Here is a 23200-nt window from a genome sequence, read left to right as displayed (position 1 = left end):
GTATTTGTAGCGGCGCGATTTATCGCGCAAATTTATGTCATTTATACAACCCACGCAGGAAAGTGTGCACAAACGCGGGCACCACTTCGCTTGCCAGACCATACTGACCTTCGGAGAACTCGTTACCGACCTGGCTGGGTTCCAGATTCAGTTCCACGGTATGCGCCCCCTGCAATTTCGCCTCATGGACAAAACCGGCCGCCGGATAGACGTGACCCGACGTACCAATAGCGATAAACAGGTTGGCACTGTCCAGTGCCTGGTAAATCTCTTCCATTCCCAGCGGCATCTCGCCAAACCACACCACATGTGGACGCAATTGTGCCGGGAACTGACAGCAGGTGCAGCGATCGTCCGGCGTGATATCGTCGCGCCAGTCAATGACCTGGCCGCTGCTGACACAACGCACCTTCAGCAACTCACCATGCATATGCAACACGCGCTGACTACCGGCGCGTTCGTGCAAATCATCAATATTCTGCGTCACCAGCAGGAAGTTATCTCCCAGCACCTGCTCCATTTCTGCCAGTGCCAGATGCGCTGCATTGGGCTGGATATCCGGTTGTTGCAGCTGACGCCGACGCGTATTGTAAAAGGTCTGCACCAGCGCAGGATCGCGGTGAAATCCCTCCGGCGTGGCAACATCTTCCACCCGATGTTCTTCCCACAGACCATCTGCCGCACGAAAGGTACGAATACCTGATTCCGCAGAGATTCCCGCCCCGGTCAACACCACCACATGGGGTAAGGGATGCGCGGCCAGTTCGGCTTGACGATCGCGTTCAAAAATACGCTGACGAAAGCGCTGGTGCACTTTACGACGCATTTTTTTATAGCGGGAGAGTCGTAAGCGGCGACGAGGTGTGCGCATAAAGGCTCCTTAATCTGCGCAGCCACGCTATCGCCGCTGCGCCTGTTGCGGTTATTGCCCGCTCAGCACACGGGCCGGATCGATACGGCTGGCGCGCCGCGCCGGATACCAACTGGCGAGCAGGCTCAGAATTATAGCCGTGGCCAGCACGGAAATCACATCCAGCCAGTGCAGCTCCGACGGCAGGAAGTCGATAAAGTAGATGTCCCCGGCCAGCAGTTGATGACCGGTAAGATGCTCCAGCCCGCGCATAATCGGCGTCAGATTCAACGCCACCAGCACGCCAACCACTACCCCGCTGACGCTGCCCAACAGCCCGGCCAGTAACCCGTACCAGATAAAGATGGCGCGAATCAGCCTATCCTTTGCGCCGAGAGTGCGCAGCACCGCGATATCACTGCTTTTGTCCTTCACCGCCATCACCAGCGTCGAGACGATGTTGAAGCAGGCCACACCAATCACCAGCACCATCGCCAGGTACATAATGGCGCGGATCATTTGGATATCACGGTACATATAACCGTAAGTCCCGATCCAACTGCGAATATAGACGTATGAATGCGTCACTTCACCGGCGTCACGCACCAGCTTCTGCGCTTTAAACGGGTCGTTCATCTTCAGCGCGATACCGCTGACGCTGTCGCCCATATCCAGATAGTTCTGCGCATCGGCCAGCGGCACCAGCGCCAGGCTGTGATCCAACATCCCGCTCAGTTGCAGAATACCGCTCACCTGCAAGCGAATGCGTTTCGGTTGCAACAGCTTATTTTCGCCGTCGTTGTTGGGGATCATGATGGTGATCCAGTCCCCCTGCTTCACGTTCAGCGACTTCGCGATCCCGCCACCGAGGATGATCTGCTGTTTTCCGGCAGCAAACTGTGACCAGGCGTCACCCGCGACAAAACGCGGCAGCGCACTCAGCCGTGGTTCCTGCTGCGGATCCACCCCTTTGACCTGCAACGCCTGTAACTTCGCGCCGCTCTCAATCAGCCCGGTAAAATTGACGTAAGGGGCAGCGGCGGCAATGCCCGGCACCTGTTCAATCGGGGCAATCATCGGCTGCCAGTTGCGGAACGGCTGATTTACCGGCTCGATTTCACCGTGCGGCACCACTGCCAGAATGCGGTTGTTCAGTTCACGTTCGAAGCCGTTCATCGCACTCAGACCGATGATCAGCACCGCTACACCCAGCGCAATGCCGACGGTTGAGATAATCGAGATCAGCGACACCATGCCGCCACGCCGACGGCCACGGCTGAAACGCAGCCCCAGCAGCAGGGATAACGAAGGCGTCATTACTGCGCTCCCAGCGTTAAATGTTCGCTCAACTGGCCGTCGCGCATCTCCATCTGACGACTGAGACGTTTCGCCAGCTGTAAATCGTGCGTCACCACCAGAAACGCGGTGCCCTGGCGGGTATTCAGTTCCCCCAGCAGCTCAAAGATGGCATCCGCATTACGGGCGTCAAGGTTACCGGTTGGCTCATCTGCCATCACCAGACGCGGGCGATTAACCAGCGCACGGGCAATCGCCACACGCTGCCGCTCACCACCGGACAATTCAGAGGGACGGTGCGCAGCACGTTTCTCCAGCCCCACCGCCGCCAGCATCTCGCGGGCGCGTGTTTCCGCTTCACCTTTGGCGGCTTTGCCAATCAGCAGCGGCATCGCCACGTTCTCCAGCGCAGTGAAGTCGGGCAACAGATGGTGGAACTGATAGATAAAGCCCAATTCGCGGTTGCGCAGTTCCGCTTTGGCCGAAGAAGACATCGCATTAAGCGATTTTCCATCGAAAATCACATCGCCAGAGGTTGGCGCATCCAGACCGCCCAGCAGATGCAGCAAAGTACTCTTCCCGGAACCGGAGCTGCCGACAATCGCCGTCAGTTCACCGGGTTGCAGGCTGAAAGCCACGTTGCGCAGCACATCGGTCTGCACGCTGCCTTCCTGATAGCGTTTACACAGGTCACGACACTGCAACAAAGGGGTGTTACTCATAACGTAAGGCCTCAGCGGGTTGCACGGCGGCAGCGCGCCATGACGGATAAAAAGTAGAAAGCAGCGCCACGGCCATCGACACCAGCGCAATGGTAATCACCTGCCAGACGTTGATGTCCACCGGCAAGGCAGCGCCATCGAGGAACAGGCCAATCACTGGCAGCAAATGGTTCAGTTGGCTGGCGAGCAGCACGCCCAGCAGCGTACCCAGCAGCGCACCAATAATGCCCGCACTGGCACCCTGCACCATAAACACCGCCACAATCTGGCGACGGGTTAAGCCCTGGGTTTGCAGAATCGCCACTTCACCCTGCTTTTCCATGATCAGCAGACCGAGCGAAGTAATGATGTTAAACGCTGCAACGGCGATGATCAGGCTGAGTAGCAGCCCCATCATATTTTTCTCCATCCGCACCGCCTGGAACAGGTCGCCTTTGCGTTCGCGCCAGTCTTTCCATACCAGGCCATCCGCCAGTTTCTGCTGGCTGAGCGCATCCACATTGAGCGGTTTGTCCAGCCACAGACGCCAGCCGGTAATGTTGCCGAGTGGATAGCGCATCACTCGGGAAGCATCCTGTTGATTGACCAGGATCTGGTAGCCATCCACCTCACTATTGGCAGCGTAGGTGCCCGCCACGGTAAAGATACGCTGGCTCGGCACGCGGCCCACCGGGGTAAATTGACTGACCGACGGCACCATCAGACGCAACTGATCGCCACGTTTGACGCCAAGCTGCCCGGCCAACTGCTCGCCGAGGATCACGTTGTATTGCCCGGCTTGCAGCACGCTCTGCGGGGTGTTGACCAGATACGGGGTTAAGGGATCTTTTTCATCCGGGTTAATGCCGAGCATCACCCCGACCGACACATTGTGGGCGCTTTGCAGCACCACATCGGCGGTGGTCAGCGGTGCAACACGGGTAACGCCCTGCAAATTAAGGCTTTGCGGCGTGAGCTGTTGCGGATTGATGCTGCCTTTGTCACTGGTCACCAGCGCTTGCGGCATCAGGCCAAGGATGTTGCCCTCCAGCTCGCGCTCAAAGCCGTTCATCACCGACAGCACCGTGACCAGCGCCAGCACGCCCAGCGTGATGCCAATGGTTGAGAGCCAGGAGACAAAGCGACCAAAGCGGTCTGAGGCACGTCCACGCATGTAGCGCAGGCCAATGAATAACGCGACTGGTTGATACATGAGATCCGTCTTGGCAATAGCCTGAAAATAAGTAGAGGGATGATAAAGGAGCCGCCTGCTTTATGAAACCTCTAACCCTCTGAGTCTGCGGCAAAGTTGCGTCAAAATACGTCACCCTGCGCGCCATTGCACAAAAAAGTGACAAAATAATGACGTTAATTGTACGTTTAGTGAGCACTCGCTGGGGTAAACTTAACGGTGTAGTCATGTTGATTGGGGAGTACAACATATGCTCAAGTTTCCCAAAGGCAGTATCGTAAAACACAAATCGGGAGAGATTAAAGGCGAGATTGTTAACGTTTTTGAACAGGGAGATGCGCCAACCGGTTATTACGTGAAGTGGGACGACGGCAACCACAGCTACCATCTGGAACAGGAACTCTCCTGGGCTAACGTCGACCGACCGCGTATGCACTATACACAGCAATCGATTAAGTAACGGAAGCGGGAAAAAAGCACTGCGGCAGGTGATCCTCAGGGCGGATTATGGAATGATGACGCCCTGGAATAAAAGGAGAGAATGTCGAGACCCCATGTCCGAACAGAGTCGTTATACCCTGCCAGCCAAAGCCGGTGACCATCGTCAGCTCGGTCAACTGGTGGGAGCCGCACAGGCGGTTGAGTGTGCCAGCATCACCGAACGTCATCAGGGTCCGGTGCTGATGATTACCCCGGATATGCAATCTGCCCTGCGTTTGCAAGAGGAGATTCGCCAGTTCACCGATTTGCCGGTCAGTAACCTCGCCGACTGGGAAACGCTGCCCTACGACAGCTTCTCACCGCATCAGGACATTATCTCCGCCCGTCTGTCTACCCTGTATCAATTGCCGACCCTAACCCAGGGCATGCTGATTATGCCGGTGAATACGCTGATGCAGCGCGTTTGCCCGCACAGCTTTTTACACGGTCACGCGCTGGTGATGCGCAAAGGGCAGCAGCTCTCGCGTGATGCCCTGCGCGACCAACTGGAACAGGCCGGTTATCGCCACGTCGATCAGGTGATGGAACACGGCGAATACGCCACACGCGGCGCACTGCTCGACCTGTTCCCGATGGGCAGCGACCAACCCTATCGTATTGACTTCTTTGATGATGAGATCGACAGCCTGCGTCTGTTTGATGTTGACAGTCAGCGCACGCTGGAAGCGGTCGACGCCATCAACCTGTTGCCGGCTCACGAATTCCCGACCGATAAAGCCGCCATTGAACAGTTCCGTAGCCGCTGGCGCGAGACCTTTGATGTGCGCCGCGAAGCGGAACACGTTTATCAGCAGGTGAGCAAAGGCACTCTGCCCGCCGGGATTGAATACTGGCAACCGCTGTTTTTCGAACAGGCGCTGCCGACGTTGTTCAGCTATCTGCCTGCCAACACCTTGATTCTCAACAGCGGCGACCTGGAAAGCAGCGCCCAGCGCTTCTGGCAGGACGTCAATGCCCGGTTTGAAAATCGCCGGATTGACCCGATGCGCCCGCTGCTCGAGCCGGTGGCGCTGTGGCTGCGTCCGGATACGCTGTTCAGCGAGCTGAAGGCCTGGCCCCGTATCCAGTTAAGCAGCGAAACCCTCTCTGACAAAGCCGCCAATACCAACCTCGGCTATCAAGCGCTGCCGGAATTGACGGTGCAGGCCCAGGCCAAAGCGCCGCTCGATCTGCTGCGTCAGTTTCTTGAGCAGTTCAACGGCCCGGTGGTGTTCTCGGTGGAAAGCGAAGGCCGCCGCGAAAGTTTGCAGGAGCTGCTGGCACGCATCAAATTGCGTCCATTGCCGATCACCCGCCTGACAGACGCCAGCGCACAACCGCACAGCCTGATGATCGGTGCCAGCGAGCGCGGTTTTATCGATAGCGAACGGCAACTGGCCTTTATCTGCGAAAGCGATTTGCTGGGCGAACGTGTCAGCCGTCGTCGTCAGGATAATCGCCGTACCATCAACCCGGATGTCTTGATCCGCAACCTGGCCGAACTCCATCCCGGCCAGCCGGTGGTGCATCTGGAACACGGCGTGGGGCGCTATATCGGCCTGACCACCCTTGAAGCCGGGGGCATCGAAGCCGAATATCTGATGCTCTCCTACGCCGGCGATGCCAAACTTTATGTGCCGGTATCGTCGCTGCATCTCATCAGCCGTTACGCCGGGGGGGCCGATGAGAACGCACCGCTGCACAAGCTAGGCAGCGATGCCTGGTCACGCGCGCGGCAGAAAGCAGCAGAAAAAGTGCGCGACGTCGCGGCAGAGCTGCTGGATATCTACGCCCAGCGCGCCGCTAAAACTGGTTTCGCCTTTAAGCACGACCGCGATCAATATCAATTGTTCTGTGAAGGCTTCCCGTTTGAAACCACGCCGGACCAGGCCCAGGCGATTAACGCCGTACTCAGCGATATGTGCCAGCCGCTGGCAATGGATCGCCTGGTATGTGGTGACGTGGGCTTTGGTAAAACCGAAGTGGCAATGCGCGCCGCATTTCTCGCCGTGGAGAACGGCAAACAAGTGGCGGTGCTGGTGCCCACTACCCTGCTGGCACAGCAGCATTACGATAATTTCCGCGATCGCTTCGCCAACTGGCCGATACGCATTGAGATGCTGTCGCGCTTCCGCAGCGCGAAAGAACAAAACCAGATCCTCGAACAGGCGTCAGCGGGTAAAGTCGATATTCTGATTGGTACGCACAAGCTGTTGATGAGTGACCTGAAGTGGCACGATCTCGGGTTGTTAATCGTCGATGAAGAACATCGCTTTGGCGTGCGCCATAAGGAGCGTATCAAGGCGATGCGTTCCGATGTCGATATTCTGACCCTGACTGCTACACCGATCCCGCGTACCCTGAATATGGCGATGAGCGGCATGCGTGATTTGTCGATTATCGCCACGCCACCAGCACGCCGTCTGGCGGTAAAAACCTTTGTACGCGAGTACGACAGCCTGGTGGTCCGCGAGGCGATTCTGCGTGAAGTGCTGCGCGGCGGCCAGGTTTACTACCTGTTCAACGATGTGGAAAACATTGAAAAAGCGGCTCAGCGTCTGGCGGAACTGGTGCCGGAAGCCCGTATCGCCATTGGTCACGGGCAGATGCGCGAGCGTGATCTGGAACGAGTGATGAACGATTTCCACCACCAGCGCTTTAACGTGCTGGTGTGTACCACCATCATCGAAACCGGTATCGACGTGCCGAGCGCCAATACCATTATTATCGAACGTGCTGACCATTTTGGTCTGGCACAGCTGCACCAGCTGCGCGGTCGTGTTGGCCGTTCCCATCATCAGGCTTACGCCTGGTTGCTGACGCCACATCCGAAAGCCATGACCACTGACGCGCAGAAGCGGCTGGAAGCCATCGCCTCGCTGGAAGATTTGGGTGCTGGTTTTGCGCTGGCGACGCACGATCTGGAGATTCGTGGAGCCGGTGAATTGCTGGGTGAGGATCAGAGCGGTCAGATGGAAACCATCGGTTTCACCCTGTATATGGAGCTGCTGGAAAGTGCCGTTGATGCCCTGAAAGCCGGACGCGAACCGTCGCTGGAAGATCTCACCAACAACCAGACGGAAATCGAGCTACGTATGCCTGCGCTGCTGCCGGATGATTTTATCCCGGATGTGAACACCCGTCTGTCACTGTATAAACGCATCGCCAGCGCCAACGATGACGCCGAACTTGCCGAGCTGAAGGTAGAGATGATCGACCGCTTTGGTACGCTACCCGATGCGGCACGTAACCTGTTGGATATCGCGGCCTTGCGTTTAGTGGCACGTCAGCTGGGCGTGCGCCGAGTTGAAGCCAGCGAAAAAGGCGGTTTCTTTGAGTTCGCCCCACAGAATCACGTCGATCCTGGCTGGTTGATTGGCCTGCTACAAAAAGATCCGAAACAATGGAAGCTGGATGGCCCGACCCGCCTGAAATTCACCCGTGACTTAGCCGAGCGCAAAGCCCGTATGACGTGGGTGCAGAACTTCGTCAGCGACCTGGTAAAGAATCGGGTGTAATGATTTTGCTGGTGCGCAGCAATGCGCGCCAGCATAAACAAAATTAATGATTTAATTATCCCATTGAAAACAGCATAAATTGATTGTCTTTATATATCAAAAAATTAAACAAACCCACCTTTAATCCCATCGCTTAAAAATATCAATACTGATACTGGATAAGCCCAAGGTTACTGACTATCTTTCTCATCAGTCCATATTTCGCGCTGGTGTGTTTATGCTGTTTCGCAAGGAAGTTAGTGAACATTTGCAGTCACGTTACGCCGGACCGATTTTGCTCATCGCAGGCTGGCCAGTATGGATAACGCTGTGCATCACCTTACTGTTTCTCGCCGCGCTGTTGCTTTTTTTGTGGCAGGGCAGCTACACACGCCGGACCAGTGTCAATGGTGAAGTCATCACCTGGCCCCACACCATCAATCTGTTTGCTCCCGAGCAGGGGGTAATTTCTCGTTTATTGGTTTCTCCTGGTCAACAGGTCAGCGCCGGTACGCCGCTGTATGCGCTGGATATCAGCCGTGTTTCGGCCTCCGGTAATCTCAGTGCCACCACGCGCGCGCTGCTGAAAAAACAGCGGCAGCAAATGGGAGAAATGTTGCATCAGCTGGAGCAAAACCGCCGCGCCACCCTCACCAGTATTCAGCAGCAGCTTGACCAGTTACGCAGCGCCCGCGAAAAAACCCAACAGATGGTGGATTCTGCCACGGAAGGGTTGAATGTGATGCGCAGCAGTATGAACGACTATAGCCGTTTCATACGTAAGGGGCTGATCACCACCGATCAACAAAATAATCAACGCTATCTTTTTTATCAACAACTTAGCGTATGGCACAGCCTGAACTCACAGCGCGTGCAGCAGGATATGCAGATTGCTGAGCTGCTCAGCCAGCAGGTTACCCGTGCCGCCGACTTTGACGGCCAACTGGCGCAATACAACATCCGTCAGGCCGATATTGAACGGCAGCTTGCGGAAGCAGATGCGGGCAGTGAACGCCTGATCTCTGCCCCTTCTGCCGGGCGCATTTCGTCTTTGAGCGTTACCGCAGGAGAAATGGTCAGCGACGGCGATAGCCTGGCACAGCTGGTGCCTGCCGGAGATGATATCCCCAGCCTGGTGATCTGGTTACCGAACGACAGCGTGCCTTACGTCAAACCCGGTGACGTGATCAACATCAGCTATGCCGCCTATCCGGCAGAGAAATATGGTCAGTTTCCGGGCAAGGTGCTGTCAATTTCCGCGGCACCGGTGCCGCTGCGGGAACTTAACAACTATGGCAGCGCCCCACGTTTACCTGACGGACAGATCGCCGGAGCCTGGTTTAAAGCCAATGTAGCGCTGAATCCTCAGGGCTTACGCTGGCAGGGAAAAAATCTGCCACTCGCCAGCGGAATGCAGCTGCAAGCCACGGTGTTTCTTGAAAAGCGCCCGCTCTGGCAGTGGATGCTCTCCCCTTACTATTTCCTGAAAAACAGCATCACGGGGCCAGTCAGTGACCAACGGTGAAATGAAAGAACTCTTCTCCCGCCTGCATATCCGCCTGCGGCGGCGGATGCCGGTGTTGTTGCAAACCGAAGCGGCTGAATGCGGGCTGGTCAGCCTGGCGATGATTGCCAGTTGGTATCAGTTACCGGCAGACCTGCGATTTTTGCGCCAGCAATCCGGCATCTCGTCGCGTGGCGCCACCCTGCGCACCGTGATCGATACCGCCGCAGTGGCCGGTCTAAAATCGCGGGCACTGCGACTGGAGATGGATAATCTGCGGGCGCTGAAGCTTCCCTGCATCCTGCACTGGGATCTCAACCATTTTGTGGTGCTGGTGGCGGTGAAGCGCAATCGCGTCGTCATTCATGATCCGGCTGCGGGGCATCGTGTGCTGGGGATGCAGGAGGTTTCCCTGCATTTTACCGGCGTTGCGCTGGAATTATGGCCATCGGGCGAGATGCCGAAAAATCCCCCTCCCCGCCCACGTATCCCGCTCTGGTCACTGACGGGACGGATTGCGGGGCTGGGGCGTACGCTCACCAGGTTGTTTTGTTACTCGATACTGATTGAATCCGTCAGCCTGCTGCTACCCGTTGGCATGCAGATGGTACTGGACCATGCTATCCCCGCCAGCGATGTCGGACTGCTGACGCTGATTTGCCTGGGACTGGTGTTTTTTGTGCTGTTTCGCACCGGTGCCAGTATGCTCAGAGGCTGGACATCACTGGTGATGAGCACCCTGATAACGGTACAAGGTAAAGCCCGACTGTTTGACCACCTGCTGGCATTACCGACAGAGTGGTTCGAAAAGCGTAAACTTGGTGATATTCAGTCGCGTTTTACTTCGCTGGAGACACTGCAAACCACCCTGACCAGCAATGTGGTCAGCGGCATCATGGACAGCATCATGACAATCGGGCTGGTGATTATGATGCTGTTGTATGGCGGCAGCTTATTGTGGGTAGTGCTGGCGTTTACCCTGCTGTGGGTGCTGTTCAGGCTGGGGACCTATCAGGCGTGGCGACAGACTTCAGAAGAACAAATTGTCAGGAATGCCCGTTCCGGTTCCCATTTTATGGAGACCCTGTATGGCATCCACACCATCAAAGCGTTGGGATTACCGGCGTTGCGGGCGCAGCACTGGTTAACCCTGAATGTTGAAAGCGCCAATACCACCATCCGCAAGACGCGTTTTGAAATGCTGTTCACCGGTGGCAATACCCTGATTGCCGCGCTGCAACAAATCACCCTGCTGTGGTTGGGAGCCAACGCGGTTATCGCCGGGCAGATGACGCTGGGGATGTTTGTCGCCTTCAGCACCTATCGCGGGCAGTTTGCCGAGCGTACCGCCGCACTGCTGGATAATGTGCTCCAGTTACGCATGCTGTCTCTGCACAAGGAGCGCGTGGCCGATATCATCCTCACAGAACCTGAAACCACGCCTGGCGAAACGGTTCATCCATTATTGCACCACGGGGAACCGGCGGCGTTAGCGGTTAAAGGGCTGACCTTTCGCCACGATCCGTTCAGTCCCCTGCTGTTCAATGCGCTCGATCTGGACATTAAAGCCAGGGAGTGCGTGGCGATCACCGGCCCTTCCGGCCGAGGCAAAACCACGCTGATAAAAATTATGGCCGGGTTACTGAAACCCACGGCCGGAGAAGTGTATGTCAATGGTATCGACATTCGTGCCGGTGGCATCGCCAACTGGCAGGCCAGTATCGCCTGTGTGCTCCAGGAGGATACGCTGCTGGCAGGATCGGTGGCGGAAAACATCTGCTGCTTCGATGGACAACCCGACGACGCATGGATTCAGGAGTGTGCCAGGCTCAGCCAAATCCACGACGATATTCTGGCGATGCCGATGGGATATCAAACGCTGATCAGCGAGCTGGGTGGCAGTCTGTCCGGGGGGCAAAAGCAGCGACTGCTGATTGCCAGGGCACTGTATCGTCGTCCCCAGGTGTTGTTTCTGGATGAGGCCACCAGCCACCTTGATGTGGAGAATGAAAGCCGGATCAATGCCGCCATTCGCGGGCTGAATATTACCCGTGTGATGATCGCTCATCGCCCTTCCACTATCGCCTCGGCAGACAGGGTGATTGATATGGCTGAATGGTCATGAAGCATTTAGGACAGAACTGAGCTTATTACGGAATTATTCCTTTCCGTATCGACAGTTATATAACAGCATCCGATTTCTTAGCGGAGACTTATTTTCGCCAATAAAAATAACTATTAATTTTTAGGGCCAATTATTTTTAGAATTTATCTTTTCATTCACCAAACACCGACTATCCTGAATAAGGGTTTTCGAAAAATAAAACCCGATTCAAATATCGTTATCTTCCAGTCAACCTTTTTGAAAATCTGGAGTCCGACTATGAATGAATCAATGCGTGAACTGTCTGAACAAGAAATTTCACAGGTAAGCGGCGGTGCACTTTCGCTGCCCGGCGTAGCAGATGTAAGCGGTGTTGTGGGTAATCTTACCTCTACCGTCACCGGCTTACTCGGTTCAGTGCTATCGACCGTTGGTGGTGTGGTGACAGGTCTTGGCTCAGCATTAAGTGGCCTGACCAACAACTCAGGTGTTTGATTTTTTCTACATTCATTTACCTGTGTCGCCTCAGGGATGAGGCGGATAATTATCAAATCCAACCTGAATAAATAACCCTAAGCAATCTATCAGACAATATTACATTAATTTGTAGCGTCGCGATTTATCGCACATTTCTGGTTGCGAAAAAACAGCGCAATAAATCGCGCAGCTACGGATGATTCGGGGGCAACCTCTTGGGATCACCCCCTGCTGTGGTGTGTCTTTGCCCAATCAGGCCTGATTCGAATTCAGGATCAACTGACCATTACGGTCGAGCGGAATGCGGGTGCCAGGATCTTTTTCCATACGGATTTTGCCCTGCTGGTCGCCTATTTTGTAGGTCACGTCATAACCCAGCATTTTTTCCTGTTTGTCATACACCGTTTTACAACGTTGTTCCGAGGTGGTGTAGGTATCGCGGTCCTGCATACCTGCCTGCACCTGGTTACCGGCGTAACCTCCCGCCAGCGCGCCAGCGACAGTCGCTACACTCTTGCCGCGTCCGCCACCAAACTGATGACCCAACACGCCACCGGCCACCGCACCTAATACAGAACCGGTCAAACGGTTCTCATCTTGTACCGGACGGCGATGAGTTAACGTTACATTGCGACACTCCTGTCGCGGTTGCTTGATGCTCTCCTTGATCGGTGTCGCAGAGAGAACCTGAGCATATTGCGGGCCACCGTTAAAGACATCCATGCTGGCAACTGCAGCAACCCCTAATGCGGCCGCTACGCCAATACCGATACCCGCTAACATTGATTTGTTCACAGGAATGTCCTCCTGAAAGTTGTTACCGCGCAATCCTGAAGCTCACAGCATCCTGTGCAGCCGGGACATAACCGGCGTGCGCGACGCGCCGTGTCTGTGAGATAAGTTTTACAGATGGCCCGATTTTGCAACATCAGATTAATGGAGGAAACGCAGCGCCAGGCCGTCAGGGCCAGCTTTTCGGAGAGTTCTTAGTTCAGAAAAACGCCAGACGACGCTGTTAGTCGGTCTGAGTGTTTTCAATTAGTTAGCAGAATTGGGCGGCCGAAACCGCCCGGAATGGCTTAGTGCAGCTTGAGGCGCGGACGCAGCACGCGGTTCAGGCTACCGACCAGCATCATCAGGCCCGTTTTGAAGTAACCATGCAGTGCGATTTGGTGCATACGATACAGGGAGATGTAGACGAAACGCGCAATACGCCCCTCGACCATCATGGAGCCACGCATCAGATTGCCCATCAGGCTGCCGACGGTACTGAAGCGCGACAGCGACACCAGCGAACCGTGATCTTTGTAGACATAGGCTTTCAGTGGCTTGCCTTTGCTTTGCGCGAGGATGTTTTCCAGCGCACGTGAGGCCATCTGATGCGCTGACTGCGCACGCGGTGGTACGAAGCCACCCGACGGCAGCGCACAGGAAGCGCAGTCACCGATCGCGTAAATGTCGTCATCGAGAGTGGTTTGTAAGGTGTCCTTCACTACCAGCTGATTGATGCGGTTAGTTTCCAGCCCACCGATCTCTTTCATAAAATCGGGTGCTTTGATGCCCGCCGCCCACACCATCAGATCGGCTTCGATAAACTCGCCGCCTTTGGTGTTCAGGCCATTGGCTGCGGCACTGGTGACCATGGTTTGCGTCAATACACGCACGCCGAGTTTGGTCAGCTCCTGATGCGCAGCGGCGGAGATACGCGGCGGCAGCGCAGGCAAAATGCGTTCTCCGGCTTCCACCAGCGTGACATTCAGCGCGGAGCTATCCAGACCTTTGTAGCCATAGCTGTGCAGCTGCTTCACCGCATTGTGCAACTCAGCCGACAGCTCAACGCCAGTCGCGCCCGCGCCGACTATGGCGATGTTAACTTTATCCAGGCGACCTTCACTGGCCGAGAACTTCAGGAACAGGTTAAGCATTTCGTTGTGGAAACGACGTGCCTGATGCGGGTTGTCGAGGAAAATGCAGTGATCTTTCACACCCGGCGTACCGAAATCATTCGAGGTGCTGCCCAGCGCCATCACCAGCGTGTCATACGCCAGCTCACGCTGCGGCACCAGCACTTCACCCTCAGCATCGAGAATCTCAGCCAGCTCAATGGTTTTGTTTTCACGGTTGATCTGTGTCAGGGAACCCAGTTGGAACTGGAAACCGTGATTACGCGCGTGGGCCAGGTAGCTCAGCGCATCAATACCTTCATCCAGCGAACCGGTTGCCACTTCATGCAGCAGCGGTTTCCATAAGTGGCTGTGGTTACGATCAACCAAAATCACCTCAGCTTGCTTTTTCCGGCCCAGCTTATGCCCGAGCTGGGTGGCCAGCTCTAAGCCGCCGGCACCACCGCCGACAATCACAATTTTTTTCATAGATGTAGTCAACAAAGACCCCCTCAAAGTTGTAAACCAAAAGTTAATTAATGGTTACTAAAAACCTTAATAAACATAGGGTTGGCGAAGTTAAATCGCGAGCTGAGGGCAGAATATCATGGTGGGATCGGGATATCACAACAAAATTGATGTACATCAATCTTTCACCGGCATTATCGGAATGTTACACAAACATTGCGCCGCATGACGCGGCGCAGGCAGGATTAACCCAATGTTTTGAAGGCTTTTATGCGTTGAAGATGCGGCGCGATGTTGCTGAATTTATGACTGGCAGCTTCGTCCCAGACAATTTCATAGAAGTGATGCAACTGCGCGGCACTGCGTTGATTATCCAGCGCTTCATCATGGCGTGACAAAATGGCCAGGCAATGATCGCGGTTTTTCTCGCGAAAGTTACTGACGCATTTGGTGGCGATATCCGCGTACTCCTCCGGGCGGTCGATCTTGCCTTCCATATTCTCTTCCGGGAACAGGTTAGGATTAAAGATCACCTGACGGATGCCACACAGAAAGCCGATACGCTCAGCCCAATATCCCCCCAACCCAACGCCGCAAATTAGCGGCCGGACATCGGCTGCCTGATGCAGCAACTTGTCACACTCTTTAAGCAGAAACTGCATATCGTGTTTTGGGTGGCGGGTGCTGTAACTGATCAGCCTGACGTCCGGGTCAATAAACTGCAATTGCAGCACTTTTTCATGGTTGCCCGGACTGTTGGAATCGAAACCGTGCAAATAGATGATCATGATTATCCTCAGCGTGGTGAACGTTCCGGGCAGCGGCCGTTATCTGCCCGACGCTTTGTGTGCCAGCCAGCGGTGTTGCAGCTCACTGAGCTGGCGCTGATTCTGCTGCCAGCGTGTACTTGCCTGTAGCGTGTCTCGCGTGAATCGTCCCTGATGGTATAACTGCGACACCCGCGTCGCCCCGATCGGGATCAAATTATCCAGCACGCTGATGGCACCCTGACGATGGTTACACACCAGAATCATGTCACATCCGGCATTCAGCGACTGTTGCGCGCGTTCGGCATAGCTGCCCATCACCGCAGCCCCTTCCATCGATAAATCATCGGAGAAAATCACGCCGTCAAAGCCCAGTTCTTCACGTAACACGGTTTTCAGCCAGTAGGGCGAACCGCTGGCAGGCAACGGGTCCACCTCAGTATAGATAACGTGGGCGGGCATAACCGCATCTAACGCACGCTCGTCAATCAGTTGCTGGAAGATGGCCATGTCATGCTGGCGCAGAGTGGTGGCATCACGCGGATCGCGTGGCGTCTCTTTATGAGAATCGGCACTCACCGCGCCATGTCCGGGAAAATGTTTGCCGGTAGTTTTCATACCCGCTTCATGCATCCCGGCGATAAAGCGACGTGCCACTTGCAGGGCGATTTGCGGATCGGTGTGGAACGAACGATCGCCAATCGCGGCACTGATATGGCCGATATCCAGCACCGGGGCGAAGCTGATGTCGATATCCAGCGCAATCATCTCTGCTGCCATTTGCCAGCCTGCCTGCTGCGCCAGTTCACCGGCAGTGGGCAGATCGTGCAGCGCAGCGAACGACTGCATCGCCGGTAGCGTGGTAAAACCCTCGCGGAAACGCTGCACGCGTCCGCCTTCCTGATCGACTGCGATCACCAGACGGCTATGTGATGCCGCCCGGATCTGCCGCACCAGCTCGGCCAGTTGGTCCGGGTCATGGTAATTGCGGGCAAACAGAATCAGCCCACCCACCAGCGGATGTTGCAAAATTTCCCGCTCCTCGGCATCAAGCTCATAGCTTTCGACGTCGAGCATCAGTGGTCCGGGGTTATTCATGGTCATCATATAATCCTGTAAAATCATAGGTCTTGCCAGCTGGCACGCGCCAGTTGTTCCAGTGTGTCATCCTGGCTTTGCTCGGCGCGAAGTTGATACCAGCTGGCCATGAGCAGTTGTAACCAAGGCTGCCAGCGCTGCATGTGTTGATGTAACACGTCAGGGGCCAGTTGTGCGACCTCGGCGTAAGCGGCAATCCATCCATCAGCCTGTTGCGGATCGTTCGCACCAACCGCGGCCAGTTCCAGGGCAACATCGCCGTCGGCAGCGTATTCCCAGTCAATCAGCCGCAAGCCGTTAGCGGTAACAAGCAGATTCCCCGGGTGCACATCCATATGGATCGGTGCCAGGCGCAGCGGGCGTGGTTCTCCCCGGTCCATCAGTTGCCGCAGTCGTCGCTGCCAGCGCCAGTTTTTCTGCTGACACAGCTGCCAGTAACGCTGTAACAACGGTGCAAGTGACAGCCGATAGCCAGTCAACGGTTGTTGATGCAAACGGTACAGCAAACAAATCACCGCCTCACGCCGGGCGCTAAAGGCAGCTGGCGACAGGGTTTCACCGGACAACCACTCCACCAGCAGCCAGGGATCACGCCAGCCCAATGCCCGCGGGGCCAGTTGCGAAGTCCGCATTTTGTTCAACAACCGAAATTCGCGCTGACGATCGACAAACGGGATCGGCGACAAGGGTGAGCGTCGCGCCAGCAATACGCCTTGCTCACCGCTGATACGTACACTCTGCCCGCTTAGCCCCGGCAACGTGAAAAAATGACCGCCAGCTTGCGCCGTCGGCCATTGTTGTTCAATCAGATAATTCAGCTGAATATCAGGGCTGAGCAACACCGTTACCTGACCAGATGATTTCGCCGGTCTGCACCAACATCAGCTGCATTTGTAACGTCGGCGATTTCACATCCCCCGCCGCATTGCTATACAACACATATTGGGCGTTGACGTTACGTGCCAGACCAATCGCTTTGCTGCGCGAGTTAAGACTGTCGTCAGCCGATAAACCCAATGCCTGCTTCGCCTGCGCCAATTGCTCCGGCGTGACCAACGTAAACTTGCCATTGTTAGCCAACGCATTCTGGATAGCATCGGTGGCTTTGTCGCTCTGCAACGATCCATTGGTGCTGTTTTTGATGCGATCCACCATCAGCACGCTGCCCGGATTGACCCCGGCTGACTGCACCATGTTGGCCACCAGCGGTTGTACGCTGGCACTCCAGTTGATGGTTTTCAACTTCGGCGGCTGTGGCACCGTCTCCGGCGGCTGTTGCGGCTGGGTCGGTGGCGGAACAGGCTGAGTAGGGGTGGTCGGCTGGGTCGGTTCTACCGGAGCCGGAGTTTGCTGTTTAATCACACAGCCGGTCAGCATCAGCGCAAATAACAGCGCGCCGGAACGTTGTAAACTGCGAATCACGGATTACTCCTCAGAGATAAAGATAGAGACGCACCTTGCTGGCGGTCAGATTGCCGATTTGCGAAGCAGCTTCAATGCTGCCATGCGCGGGAACCGTCAGCGTTTGCGCCGGTTCACGCGGCGTGATTTCCAGCCCCTTATCGTCGTACCAGTAATAACGATAGTGCACGGTAACCGGCGTTTCGCGTTGATTATAAAGCACACTGGAGGCACGCAGTTGCCCATCATTGCCCGCCAGCTTTGGCTCATCGGTGATGATACCGGCCGACAACACCGATGACTCCATCACCAGCGACTGCGAAGTATTGATCATCGGCTTGTCACTGCTGCAACCCGCCAGGGTCAGCAATAACAGGCCGCTCAGCCATTGACGCATAGCAAGACCTGCCTGAGGTTTAGTCAATCAACATTGGCCCAAGCGGTTTACCGCCGACCAGATGCATATGAATGTGGTAAACCTCCTGGCCGCCATGACGGTTGCAGTTCATGATCAGACGGTAGCCATCTTCGGCGATCCCTTCATCACGGGCGATTTTTGCCGCCACGGTAATCATGCGGCCCAGCGCCTGCTCGTGTGCGGCCTGCACATCATTGGCGGTAGGAATCAGCACGTTAGGGATGATCAGAATATGCGTGGGTGCTTTGGGCGCGATATCGCGGAAGGCGGTAACCAGTTCGTCCTGATAAACCACGTCAGCGGGGATTTCGCGACGGATGATTTTACTGAAAATGGTCTCTTCAGCCATGATGCATTTCCTTAAACCTGGAGTTTAGTCAGGCAGTATGCGGGAGGAATTCTGTTTCTTTCAACCTCAGGACCACTTTTCTTACACTAAATGGCTGCGTTTACACCACTTTCCGCGCGATAAATCGCGCCGCTGCACAATTCTGACATTTTTCCCACCACAAAAATGAAACGCTGTTTTATAAATTAGATTTATCACCACCGTTTCTTTGTAATTTTGCCACTTGCTCAGGGAAGCTTGCTAAATCGCGAAGGTTTAGCCGGGCTTCCCGCTCTACTTTTTAACCAATCCGAGCCAGCTGTCCGGAAGAATGAGGGATGTACACCACATTTGTCTCAGGGAGTACCTGCAATGCGCTCACGTAAGATTGGTCTGGGCCACTATCTGGCTTATGGTTCCGGGGATTTCCTCGGTGCTGGCACCACGGCGCTGACCGCCGCCTGGCTGCTTTACTTCTACACCACGTTTTGTGGGCTGACCCCCATTGAAGCGACCTTTATCTTCGCCGCCGCGCGCGTGCTGGATGCGCTGGTCAGCCCGTTAATGGGCTTTCTGACCGATAACTTCGGCTCCACCTGGCTGGGTAAACGTTTTGGCCGCCGTAAGTTCTTTATCCTGCTCGGTATCCCCTGCGTCTTCAGCTATAGCCTGATGTGGATCGCCGACATGAGTTTCTGGTGGTATCTGCTGACCTACCTGCTGTTCGATATCGTCTACACCATGATTCTGGTGCCTTATGAAACGCTGGTGCCGGAGATGACCGATGATTTTAAACAGAAAACCCGCTTCTCGGGTGCACGTATCGCCCTGGCGCAGCTGTCAGCGATTCTGGCGGCGTTTCTACCGGGCATCCTGATTGGCTGGTTCGGCAAAGCAAACCCGCTGTCGTTCTTCTACGCCAGCCTGGTATTCGCGGTGATTTGCGCACTGGTCCTGACGCTGGTGTGGCGCTTTACCTGGGAGCGCCATCCGGATGACTTCTCGGCGGAATCACTGCGTGCCGAGCAGGAGAAATCCGGGCTGACGCTGTGGCAAAGCCTGAGACGCCTCTACACAGAACTTGGTTCGACGCTGCGTATTCGCATCTTCCGCCAGCATCTGGGCATGTATCTTGGCGGCTATATCGCACAGGACGTGTTTAACGCCGTCTTCACCTGGTACGTGGTGTTTGTATTGATGCAAAGCGCGCAGATTGCTTCCAGCCTGATGGGCACCATGGCGGTGCTGCAATTTATCGCAGTGATGGTGATGATTCCGTTGTGTATTCGCCTGGGACCAGCACCGGCGTATCGTCTGGTGGTGGTACTGTTCGGGCTGAGCGCCCTCTCCTATGCGGGTTTGTGGTACACCGGCATGAATAACAGCATGACACTGCTGGTGCTGATCTCTGGCTTTGCCGGACTGGGGCGCGGCGGCATTAACTATGTGCCATGGAACACTTACACCTATATCGCCGATGTGGATGAAGTGATCACCGGCCAACGCCGCGAAGGCATTTTTGCCGGCATTATGACCCTGACGCGCAAAGCCTCACAGGCTGGTGCGGTGATGCTGGTCGGCATCGTGTTGCAACTGGCGGGATTTGTTTCCGGCCAAACGACTCAGGTGCCAGCGGTAAGTCACACCATCCTGGCGATCCTCAGTATAGGCACCGTCTGCGTGCTAACCTGCGGCTTTCTGGTGTCATTGCGCTTTAAACTCAATCTGCATACCCACACCGTGCTGCGCGCAGAAACGCTGAAGATGCGTGATGCCGGACGACCCGTGCCAGAACGTATTACCCCGGAAGCGCGCGAGATTGTCGAAACGCTGGCCGGTATGCCCTACGAAAACTTATGGGGTAATAACAACGTTGGCTACCTCAATCGTCTCAAGCCTGCTGCTCCGCCCTTAGCACATAAGCCCGGCGCGCTGCACCCGCTCTCTACCCCTGCAAAACGATAGGAATAGACCATGACCGTTTTTCCGGTAAAACATAGCGACCTGTTACGCCAACCCGAGTATCTGCTGCCGCGTAAGGAATTGGTGCAGTTGATCCATCAGCTGACCCAGAATCTGGTCAACATCACCGACGAAGGTGGCGAATTTTTGCTACGTCTTGACGATGGCCGCGTGATCGATACCAAAGGCTGGGCCGGTTGGGAGTGGACGCACGGCATCGGGTTGTACGGCATGCTGCATTTTTATCAGCAGACGGGCGACCAGCCCACGTTACAGATCATTGATGACTGGTTCAGCACCCGGCTGGCGGAAGGCACACCCACTAAAAACGTCAATACCGTCTGTCCGTTTCTGACGCTGGCGTATCGCTATGAAGAGACACGCAACCCGGCATGGCGACCGGTGCTGGAGCGTTGGGCAGAATGGGTGATGTATGAGATGCCGCGTACCGAAAACGGCGGGTTACAACATATCGTCTACAACAACGAGAACACCCAGCAGTTGTGGGACGATACCCTGATGATGAGCGTCATGGCGTTGGCGAAGATAGGTCAGTTGCTGGAACGACCGGAATTTGTTGAAGAATCCAGCTTTCAGTTTCTTCTGCATACCCAGTATCTGATGGATCGCCAGAGCGGTTTATGGTTCCACGGCTGGAATTTCGACGGTCGCCATAACTTCGCCGAAGCACGTTGGGCGCGGGGTAACAGTTGGGTCACTATCGTCATCCCGGATTTCCTTGAGCTGATGAACTGGCCCGAGCAGCACGCCACGCGGCGTTTCCTGTTACAGGTGCTGGAGAGCCAGGTTAAAGCGCTGGCAGACTGCCAGCACAGCAGTGGCCTGTGGCATACCCTGTTGGACGATCCGCAAAGCTACCCTGAAGCCTCAGCGACCGCCGGTTTTGCCTACGGCATTTTAAAAGCGGTGCGTAAACGTTATCTGTCACGCGACTATCTACCTATGGCGGAAAAAGCATTACGTGGCGTGATAGCCAATATTGATGAGGACGGCGAGCTGAAGCAGGTGTCGTTCGGCACGGCGATGGGTAGTGATCTGGACTACTACCGTCAGGTGCCCCTGACGTCGATGCCTTATGGTCAGGCGATGGCGCTGCTGTGTCTGACGGAGTATTTACGGGTGTACTTATAATGAAAGATGCCTTCGCATGAAGGCATCTCTGAGGTCAATGTGCCGGGAAGTGGCGGCAGAGGAGTAAAGTATCCCGCGACAGGGATGTCGCTCTGCCTTTCTGATTACATATTACGGATATAATCATCCATTTCGGTTTTCAGGTTATCGGACTTGGTGCCGAAAATTGCCTGAACACCGGAACCTGCCACCACCACGCCACGCGCGCCGAGGCTTTTCAGTTCAGTCTGGTCAACTTTAGCCACATCAGCCACGCTGACGCGCAGACGGGTAATACAGGCATCAAGGTTGGTGATGTTCTCTTTACCACCGAATGCGGTAACCAGTTTGCCTGCCATCTCGCTCGCGGTCGCGCTGCTTTGCTCCACTGCGGTATCTTCACGGCCCGGCGTTTTCAGGTTCAGTTTAGTGATCAGCACACGGAACACGGTGTAGTAGATCAAACCGTAGATGATACCAACGATCGGGAACAGCCAGATTTTGCTGCTGTTGCCGCTCAGCACGATAAAGTCGATCAGACCGTGTGAGAAGCTGGTGCCATCGCGCATGCCGAGCAGGATACAGATCGGGAATGCCAGACCCGCCAGAATGGCGTGGATGACATACAGGATCGGTGCCACGAACATAAAGGAGAACTCGATCGGCTCGGTGATACCGGTCAGGAACGAGGTCAGCGCTGCGGAGATCATGATACCGCCCACTTTGGCACGGTTTTCCGGTTTGGCTGAGTGCCAGATCGCGATAGCAGCAGCAGGCAGACCGTACATTTTGAACAGGAAGCCGCCAGACAGTTTGCCCGCCGTCGGGTCACCTGCCATATAACGCGGAATGTCACCGTGGAACACCTGGCCCGCCGCATTGGTGAATTCACCAATTTGCATCTGGAAAGGAACGTTCCAGATATGGTGCAGACCAAACGGCACCAGCGCACGCTCAACCACGCCATAGATACCGAAGGCCACAACCGGGTTCTGATATGCCGCCCATTGCGAGAAGTCCTGAATCGCTGAACCGACCGGCGGCCAGATAAAGGACAACAGCACGCCCAGTACGATGGCTGCTAAACCAGAAATGATTGGCACAAAACGTTTACCGGCAAAGAAGCCCAGATATTCCGGCAACTTGATACGGTAGAAGCGATTAAACATATACGCCGCGATCGCACCGGCGATAATCCCGCCCAGTACACCGGTATCGGCCAGATGTTTCGCCTCGATTTCAGCCGCAGGCAGATGCAGCACCAGCGGAGCCACCACCGCCATGGTTTTCACCATGATGCCGTACGCCACCACCGCCGCCAGCGCAGAAACGCCGTCGTTGTTGGTAAAGCCGAGCGCCACACCAATGGCAAAAATCAGCGGCATGTTGGCAAACACCGAACCGCCCGCCTCGGCCATCACATGCGATACCACCGCAGGCAACCAGCTAAAGTTGGCTGAACCAACACCTAATAAAATACCGGCAATCGGCAACACCGACACCGGTAACATCAGCGATTTACCTACCTTTTGCAGGTTCGCAAATGCGTTCTTGAACATAGCGTGAAGCTCCTGAGTATGAGTGCATTTCGCGCAGTGCGCGTGGTCGAGGGGGAGGACCCTCAACCGGGATGACGCTGAGCG

20 protein-coding genes are annotated in these 23200 nt (G+C 55.4%); 7 read left to right on the top strand and 13 right to left on the bottom strand.

What is annotated here, in order from left to right; genetic code table 11:
* Positions 1 to 37: 37 nt before the first annotated feature.
* From cobB to lolC, 4 genes are read right to left on the bottom strand one after another with little or no spacing between them, the layout of a single operon-like run.
* Complete coding sequence (cobB, locus tag AC6I8W_RS08555; protein ID WP_497837783.1) at positions 38 to 871, bottom strand: Sir2 family NAD+-dependent deacetylase; 834 nt, start codon at positions 869 to 871, stop codon at positions 38 to 40.
* Between the two features lie 51 nt (positions 872 to 922).
* Entirely contained in the window at positions 923 to 2167 is a 1245-nt protein-coding gene (gene lolE / locus AC6I8W_RS08550; RefSeq protein WP_497837782.1) for a lipoprotein-releasing ABC transporter permease subunit LolE, read from the bottom strand.
* Entirely contained in the window at positions 2167 to 2868 is a 702-nt protein-coding gene (gene lolD, locus AC6I8W_RS08545) for a lipoprotein-releasing ABC transporter ATP-binding protein LolD (RefSeq protein ID WP_497837781.1), read from the bottom strand. The genes lolE and lolD overlap by 1 nt, the downstream gene beginning before the upstream one ends.
* Complete coding sequence (gene lolC / locus AC6I8W_RS08540) at positions 2861 to 4060, bottom strand: lipoprotein-releasing ABC transporter permease subunit LolC (RefSeq protein WP_497837780.1); 1200 nt, start codon at positions 4058 to 4060, stop codon at positions 2861 to 2863. The genes lolD and lolC overlap by 8 nt, the downstream gene beginning before the upstream one ends.
* A gap of 229 nt (positions 4061 to 4289) precedes the next feature.
* Here lolC and AC6I8W_RS08535 point away from each other — a divergent pair, with 229 nt between their 5' ends.
* From AC6I8W_RS08535 to AC6I8W_RS08515, 5 genes are all read left to right on the top strand, one after another.
* Entirely contained in the window at positions 4290 to 4499 is a 210-nt protein-coding gene (locus AC6I8W_RS08535) for a hypothetical protein (protein ID WP_497837779.1), read from the top strand.
* 94 nt (positions 4500 to 4593) lie between these two features.
* Complete coding sequence (gene mfd / locus AC6I8W_RS08530) at positions 4594 to 8037, top strand: transcription-repair coupling factor (RefSeq protein ID WP_497837778.1); 3444 nt, start codon at positions 4594 to 4596, stop codon at positions 8035 to 8037.
* A 217-nt stretch (positions 8038 to 8254) separates the two neighbouring features.
* Positions 8255 to 9541 (top strand): HlyD family secretion protein, encoded by a 1287-nt coding sequence (locus AC6I8W_RS08525; RefSeq protein WP_497837777.1) that lies wholly within the window; start codon positions 8255 to 8257, stop codon positions 9539 to 9541.
* A complete protein-coding gene (locus AC6I8W_RS08520; protein ID WP_497837776.1) occupies positions 9528 to 11645 on the top strand; it encodes a peptidase domain-containing ABC transporter in 2118 nt (705 codons plus the stop codon). The genes AC6I8W_RS08525 and AC6I8W_RS08520 overlap by 14 nt, the downstream gene beginning before the upstream one ends.
* A 258-nt stretch (positions 11646 to 11903) precedes the next feature.
* The gene (locus tag AC6I8W_RS08515) at positions 11904 to 12119 is read left to right on the top strand and encodes a hypothetical protein (protein ID WP_013508679.1); all 216 of its coding nucleotides are present in this window, start codon (positions 11904 to 11906) and stop codon (positions 12117 to 12119) included.
* 234 nt (positions 12120 to 12353) lie between these two features.
* Here AC6I8W_RS08515 and AC6I8W_RS08510 read toward each other — a convergent pair whose 3' ends face one another.
* From AC6I8W_RS08510 to hinT, 8 genes are all read right to left on the bottom strand, one after another.
* Positions 12354 to 12896, bottom strand: a complete 543-nt coding sequence (locus AC6I8W_RS08510) for a glycine zipper 2TM domain-containing protein (RefSeq protein WP_480370347.1) — start codon at positions 12894 to 12896, stop codon at positions 12354 to 12356.
* A 284-nt stretch (positions 12897 to 13180) separates the two neighbouring features.
* Entirely contained in the window at positions 13181 to 14485 is a 1305-nt protein-coding gene (locus tag AC6I8W_RS08505; protein WP_497837775.1) for an NAD(P)/FAD-dependent oxidoreductase, read from the bottom strand.
* A 212-nt stretch (positions 14486 to 14697) separates the two neighbouring features.
* Entirely contained in the window at positions 14698 to 15240 is a 543-nt protein-coding gene (gene ycfP, locus AC6I8W_RS08500; RefSeq protein ID WP_497837774.1) for an alpha/beta hydrolase YcfP, read from the bottom strand.
* Positions 15241 to 15279: 39 nt separating this feature from the next.
* Positions 15280 to 16323, bottom strand: coding sequence for a beta-N-acetylhexosaminidase (gene nagZ / locus AC6I8W_RS08495; protein ID WP_497838134.1), 1044 nt, complete (start codon positions 16321 to 16323; stop codon positions 15280 to 15282).
* A gap of 17 nt (positions 16324 to 16340) precedes the next feature.
* Positions 16341 to 17156 (bottom strand): thiamine kinase, encoded by an 816-nt coding sequence (gene thiK / locus AC6I8W_RS08490; protein WP_497837773.1) that lies wholly within the window; start codon positions 17154 to 17156, stop codon positions 16341 to 16343.
* Positions 17143 to 17739 (bottom strand): penicillin-binding protein activator LpoB, encoded by a 597-nt coding sequence (gene lpoB / locus AC6I8W_RS08485; protein WP_497837772.1) that lies wholly within the window; start codon positions 17737 to 17739, stop codon positions 17143 to 17145. The genes thiK and lpoB overlap by 14 nt, the downstream gene beginning before the upstream one ends.
* A 10-nt stretch (positions 17740 to 17749) precedes the next feature.
* A complete protein-coding gene (locus AC6I8W_RS08480) occupies positions 17750 to 18115 on the bottom strand; it encodes a YcfL family putative periplasmic lipoprotein (RefSeq protein WP_497837771.1) in 366 nt (121 codons plus the stop codon).
* Positions 18116 to 18134: 19 nt separating this feature from the next.
* A complete protein-coding gene (gene hinT / locus AC6I8W_RS08475; RefSeq protein ID WP_480370330.1) occupies positions 18135 to 18485 on the bottom strand; it encodes a purine nucleoside phosphoramidase in 351 nt (116 codons plus the stop codon).
* Between the two features lie 351 nt (positions 18486 to 18836).
* Between hinT and AC6I8W_RS08470 the strand changes: the two genes are divergently transcribed.
* The gene (locus tag AC6I8W_RS08470) at positions 18837 to 20429 is read left to right on the top strand and encodes an MFS transporter (RefSeq protein WP_497837770.1); all 1593 of its coding nucleotides are present in this window, start codon (positions 18837 to 18839) and stop codon (positions 20427 to 20429) included.
* Between the two features lie 9 nt (positions 20430 to 20438).
* Positions 20439 to 21578 carry a beta-galactosidase BglB gene (gene bglB, locus AC6I8W_RS08465; RefSeq protein ID WP_497837769.1) on the top strand — a complete coding sequence of 380 codons (1140 nt, stop codon included), beginning with the start codon at positions 20439 to 20441 and terminating at the stop codon, positions 21576 to 21578.
* Positions 21579 to 21682: 104 nt separating this feature from the next.
* On the opposite strand, the gene ptsG is transcribed toward bglB, so the two are convergent.
* A complete protein-coding gene (ptsG, locus tag AC6I8W_RS08460) occupies positions 21683 to 23116 on the bottom strand; it encodes a PTS glucose transporter subunit IIBC (RefSeq protein ID WP_497837768.1) in 1434 nt (477 codons plus the stop codon).
* Positions 23117 to 23200: the final 84 nt, after the last annotated feature.

The sequence above is a fragment of the Pantoea sp. X-Soil-TKNS-1211 genome (assembly GCF_059730495.1).
The sequence above is the reverse complement of the archived record's forward strand: the minus strand, read 5'-3'. Positions and strand labels throughout refer to the sequence as shown.

Bases quoted from the DNA above. Each gene is read 5' to 3' on its own strand.
- cobB (WP_497837783.1), bottom strand. From the start codon at position 871: ATGCGCACACCTCGTCGCCGCTTACGACTCTCCCGCTATAAAAAAATG.
- lolE (WP_497837782.1), bottom strand. From the start codon at position 2,167: ATGACGCCTTCGTTATCCCTGCTGCTGGGGCTGCGTTTCAGCCGTGGC.
- lolD (WP_497837781.1), bottom strand. From the start codon at position 2,868: ATGAGTAACACCCCTTTGTTGCAGTGTCGTGACCTGTGTAAACGCTAT.
- lolC (WP_497837780.1), bottom strand. From the start codon at position 4,060: ATGTATCAACCAGTCGCGTTATTCATTGGCCTGCGCTACATGCGTGGA.
- AC6I8W_RS08535 (WP_497837779.1), top strand. From the start codon at position 4,290: ATGCTCAAGTTTCCCAAAGGCAGTATCGTAAAACACAAATCGGGAGAG.
- mfd (WP_497837778.1), top strand. From the start codon at position 4,594: ATGTCCGAACAGAGTCGTTATACCCTGCCAGCCAAAGCCGGTGACCAT.
- AC6I8W_RS08525 (WP_497837777.1), top strand. From the start codon at position 8,255: ATGCTGTTTCGCAAGGAAGTTAGTGAACATTTGCAGTCACGTTACGCC.
- AC6I8W_RS08515 (WP_013508679.1), top strand. From the start codon at position 11,904: ATGAATGAATCAATGCGTGAACTGTCTGAACAAGAAATTTCACAGGTA.
- ycfP (WP_497837774.1), bottom strand. From the start codon at position 15,240: ATGATCATCTATTTGCACGGTTTCGATTCCAACAGTCCGGGCAACCAT.
- nagZ (WP_497838134.1), bottom strand. From the start codon at position 16,323: ATGACCATGAATAACCCCGGACCACTGATGCTCGACGTCGAAAGCTAT.
- AC6I8W_RS08480 (WP_497837771.1), bottom strand. From the start codon at position 18,115: ATGCGTCAATGGCTGAGCGGCCTGTTATTGCTGACCCTGGCGGGTTGC.
- hinT (WP_480370330.1), bottom strand. From the start codon at position 18,485: ATGGCTGAAGAGACCATTTTCAGTAAAATCATCCGTCGCGAAATCCCC.
- AC6I8W_RS08470 (WP_497837770.1), top strand. From the start codon at position 18,837: ATGCGCTCACGTAAGATTGGTCTGGGCCACTATCTGGCTTATGGTTCC.
- bglB (WP_497837769.1), top strand. From the start codon at position 20,439: ATGACCGTTTTTCCGGTAAAACATAGCGACCTGTTACGCCAACCCGAG.
- ptsG (WP_497837768.1), bottom strand. From the start codon at position 23,116: ATGTTCAAGAACGCATTTGCGAACCTGCAAAAGGTAGGTAAATCGCTG.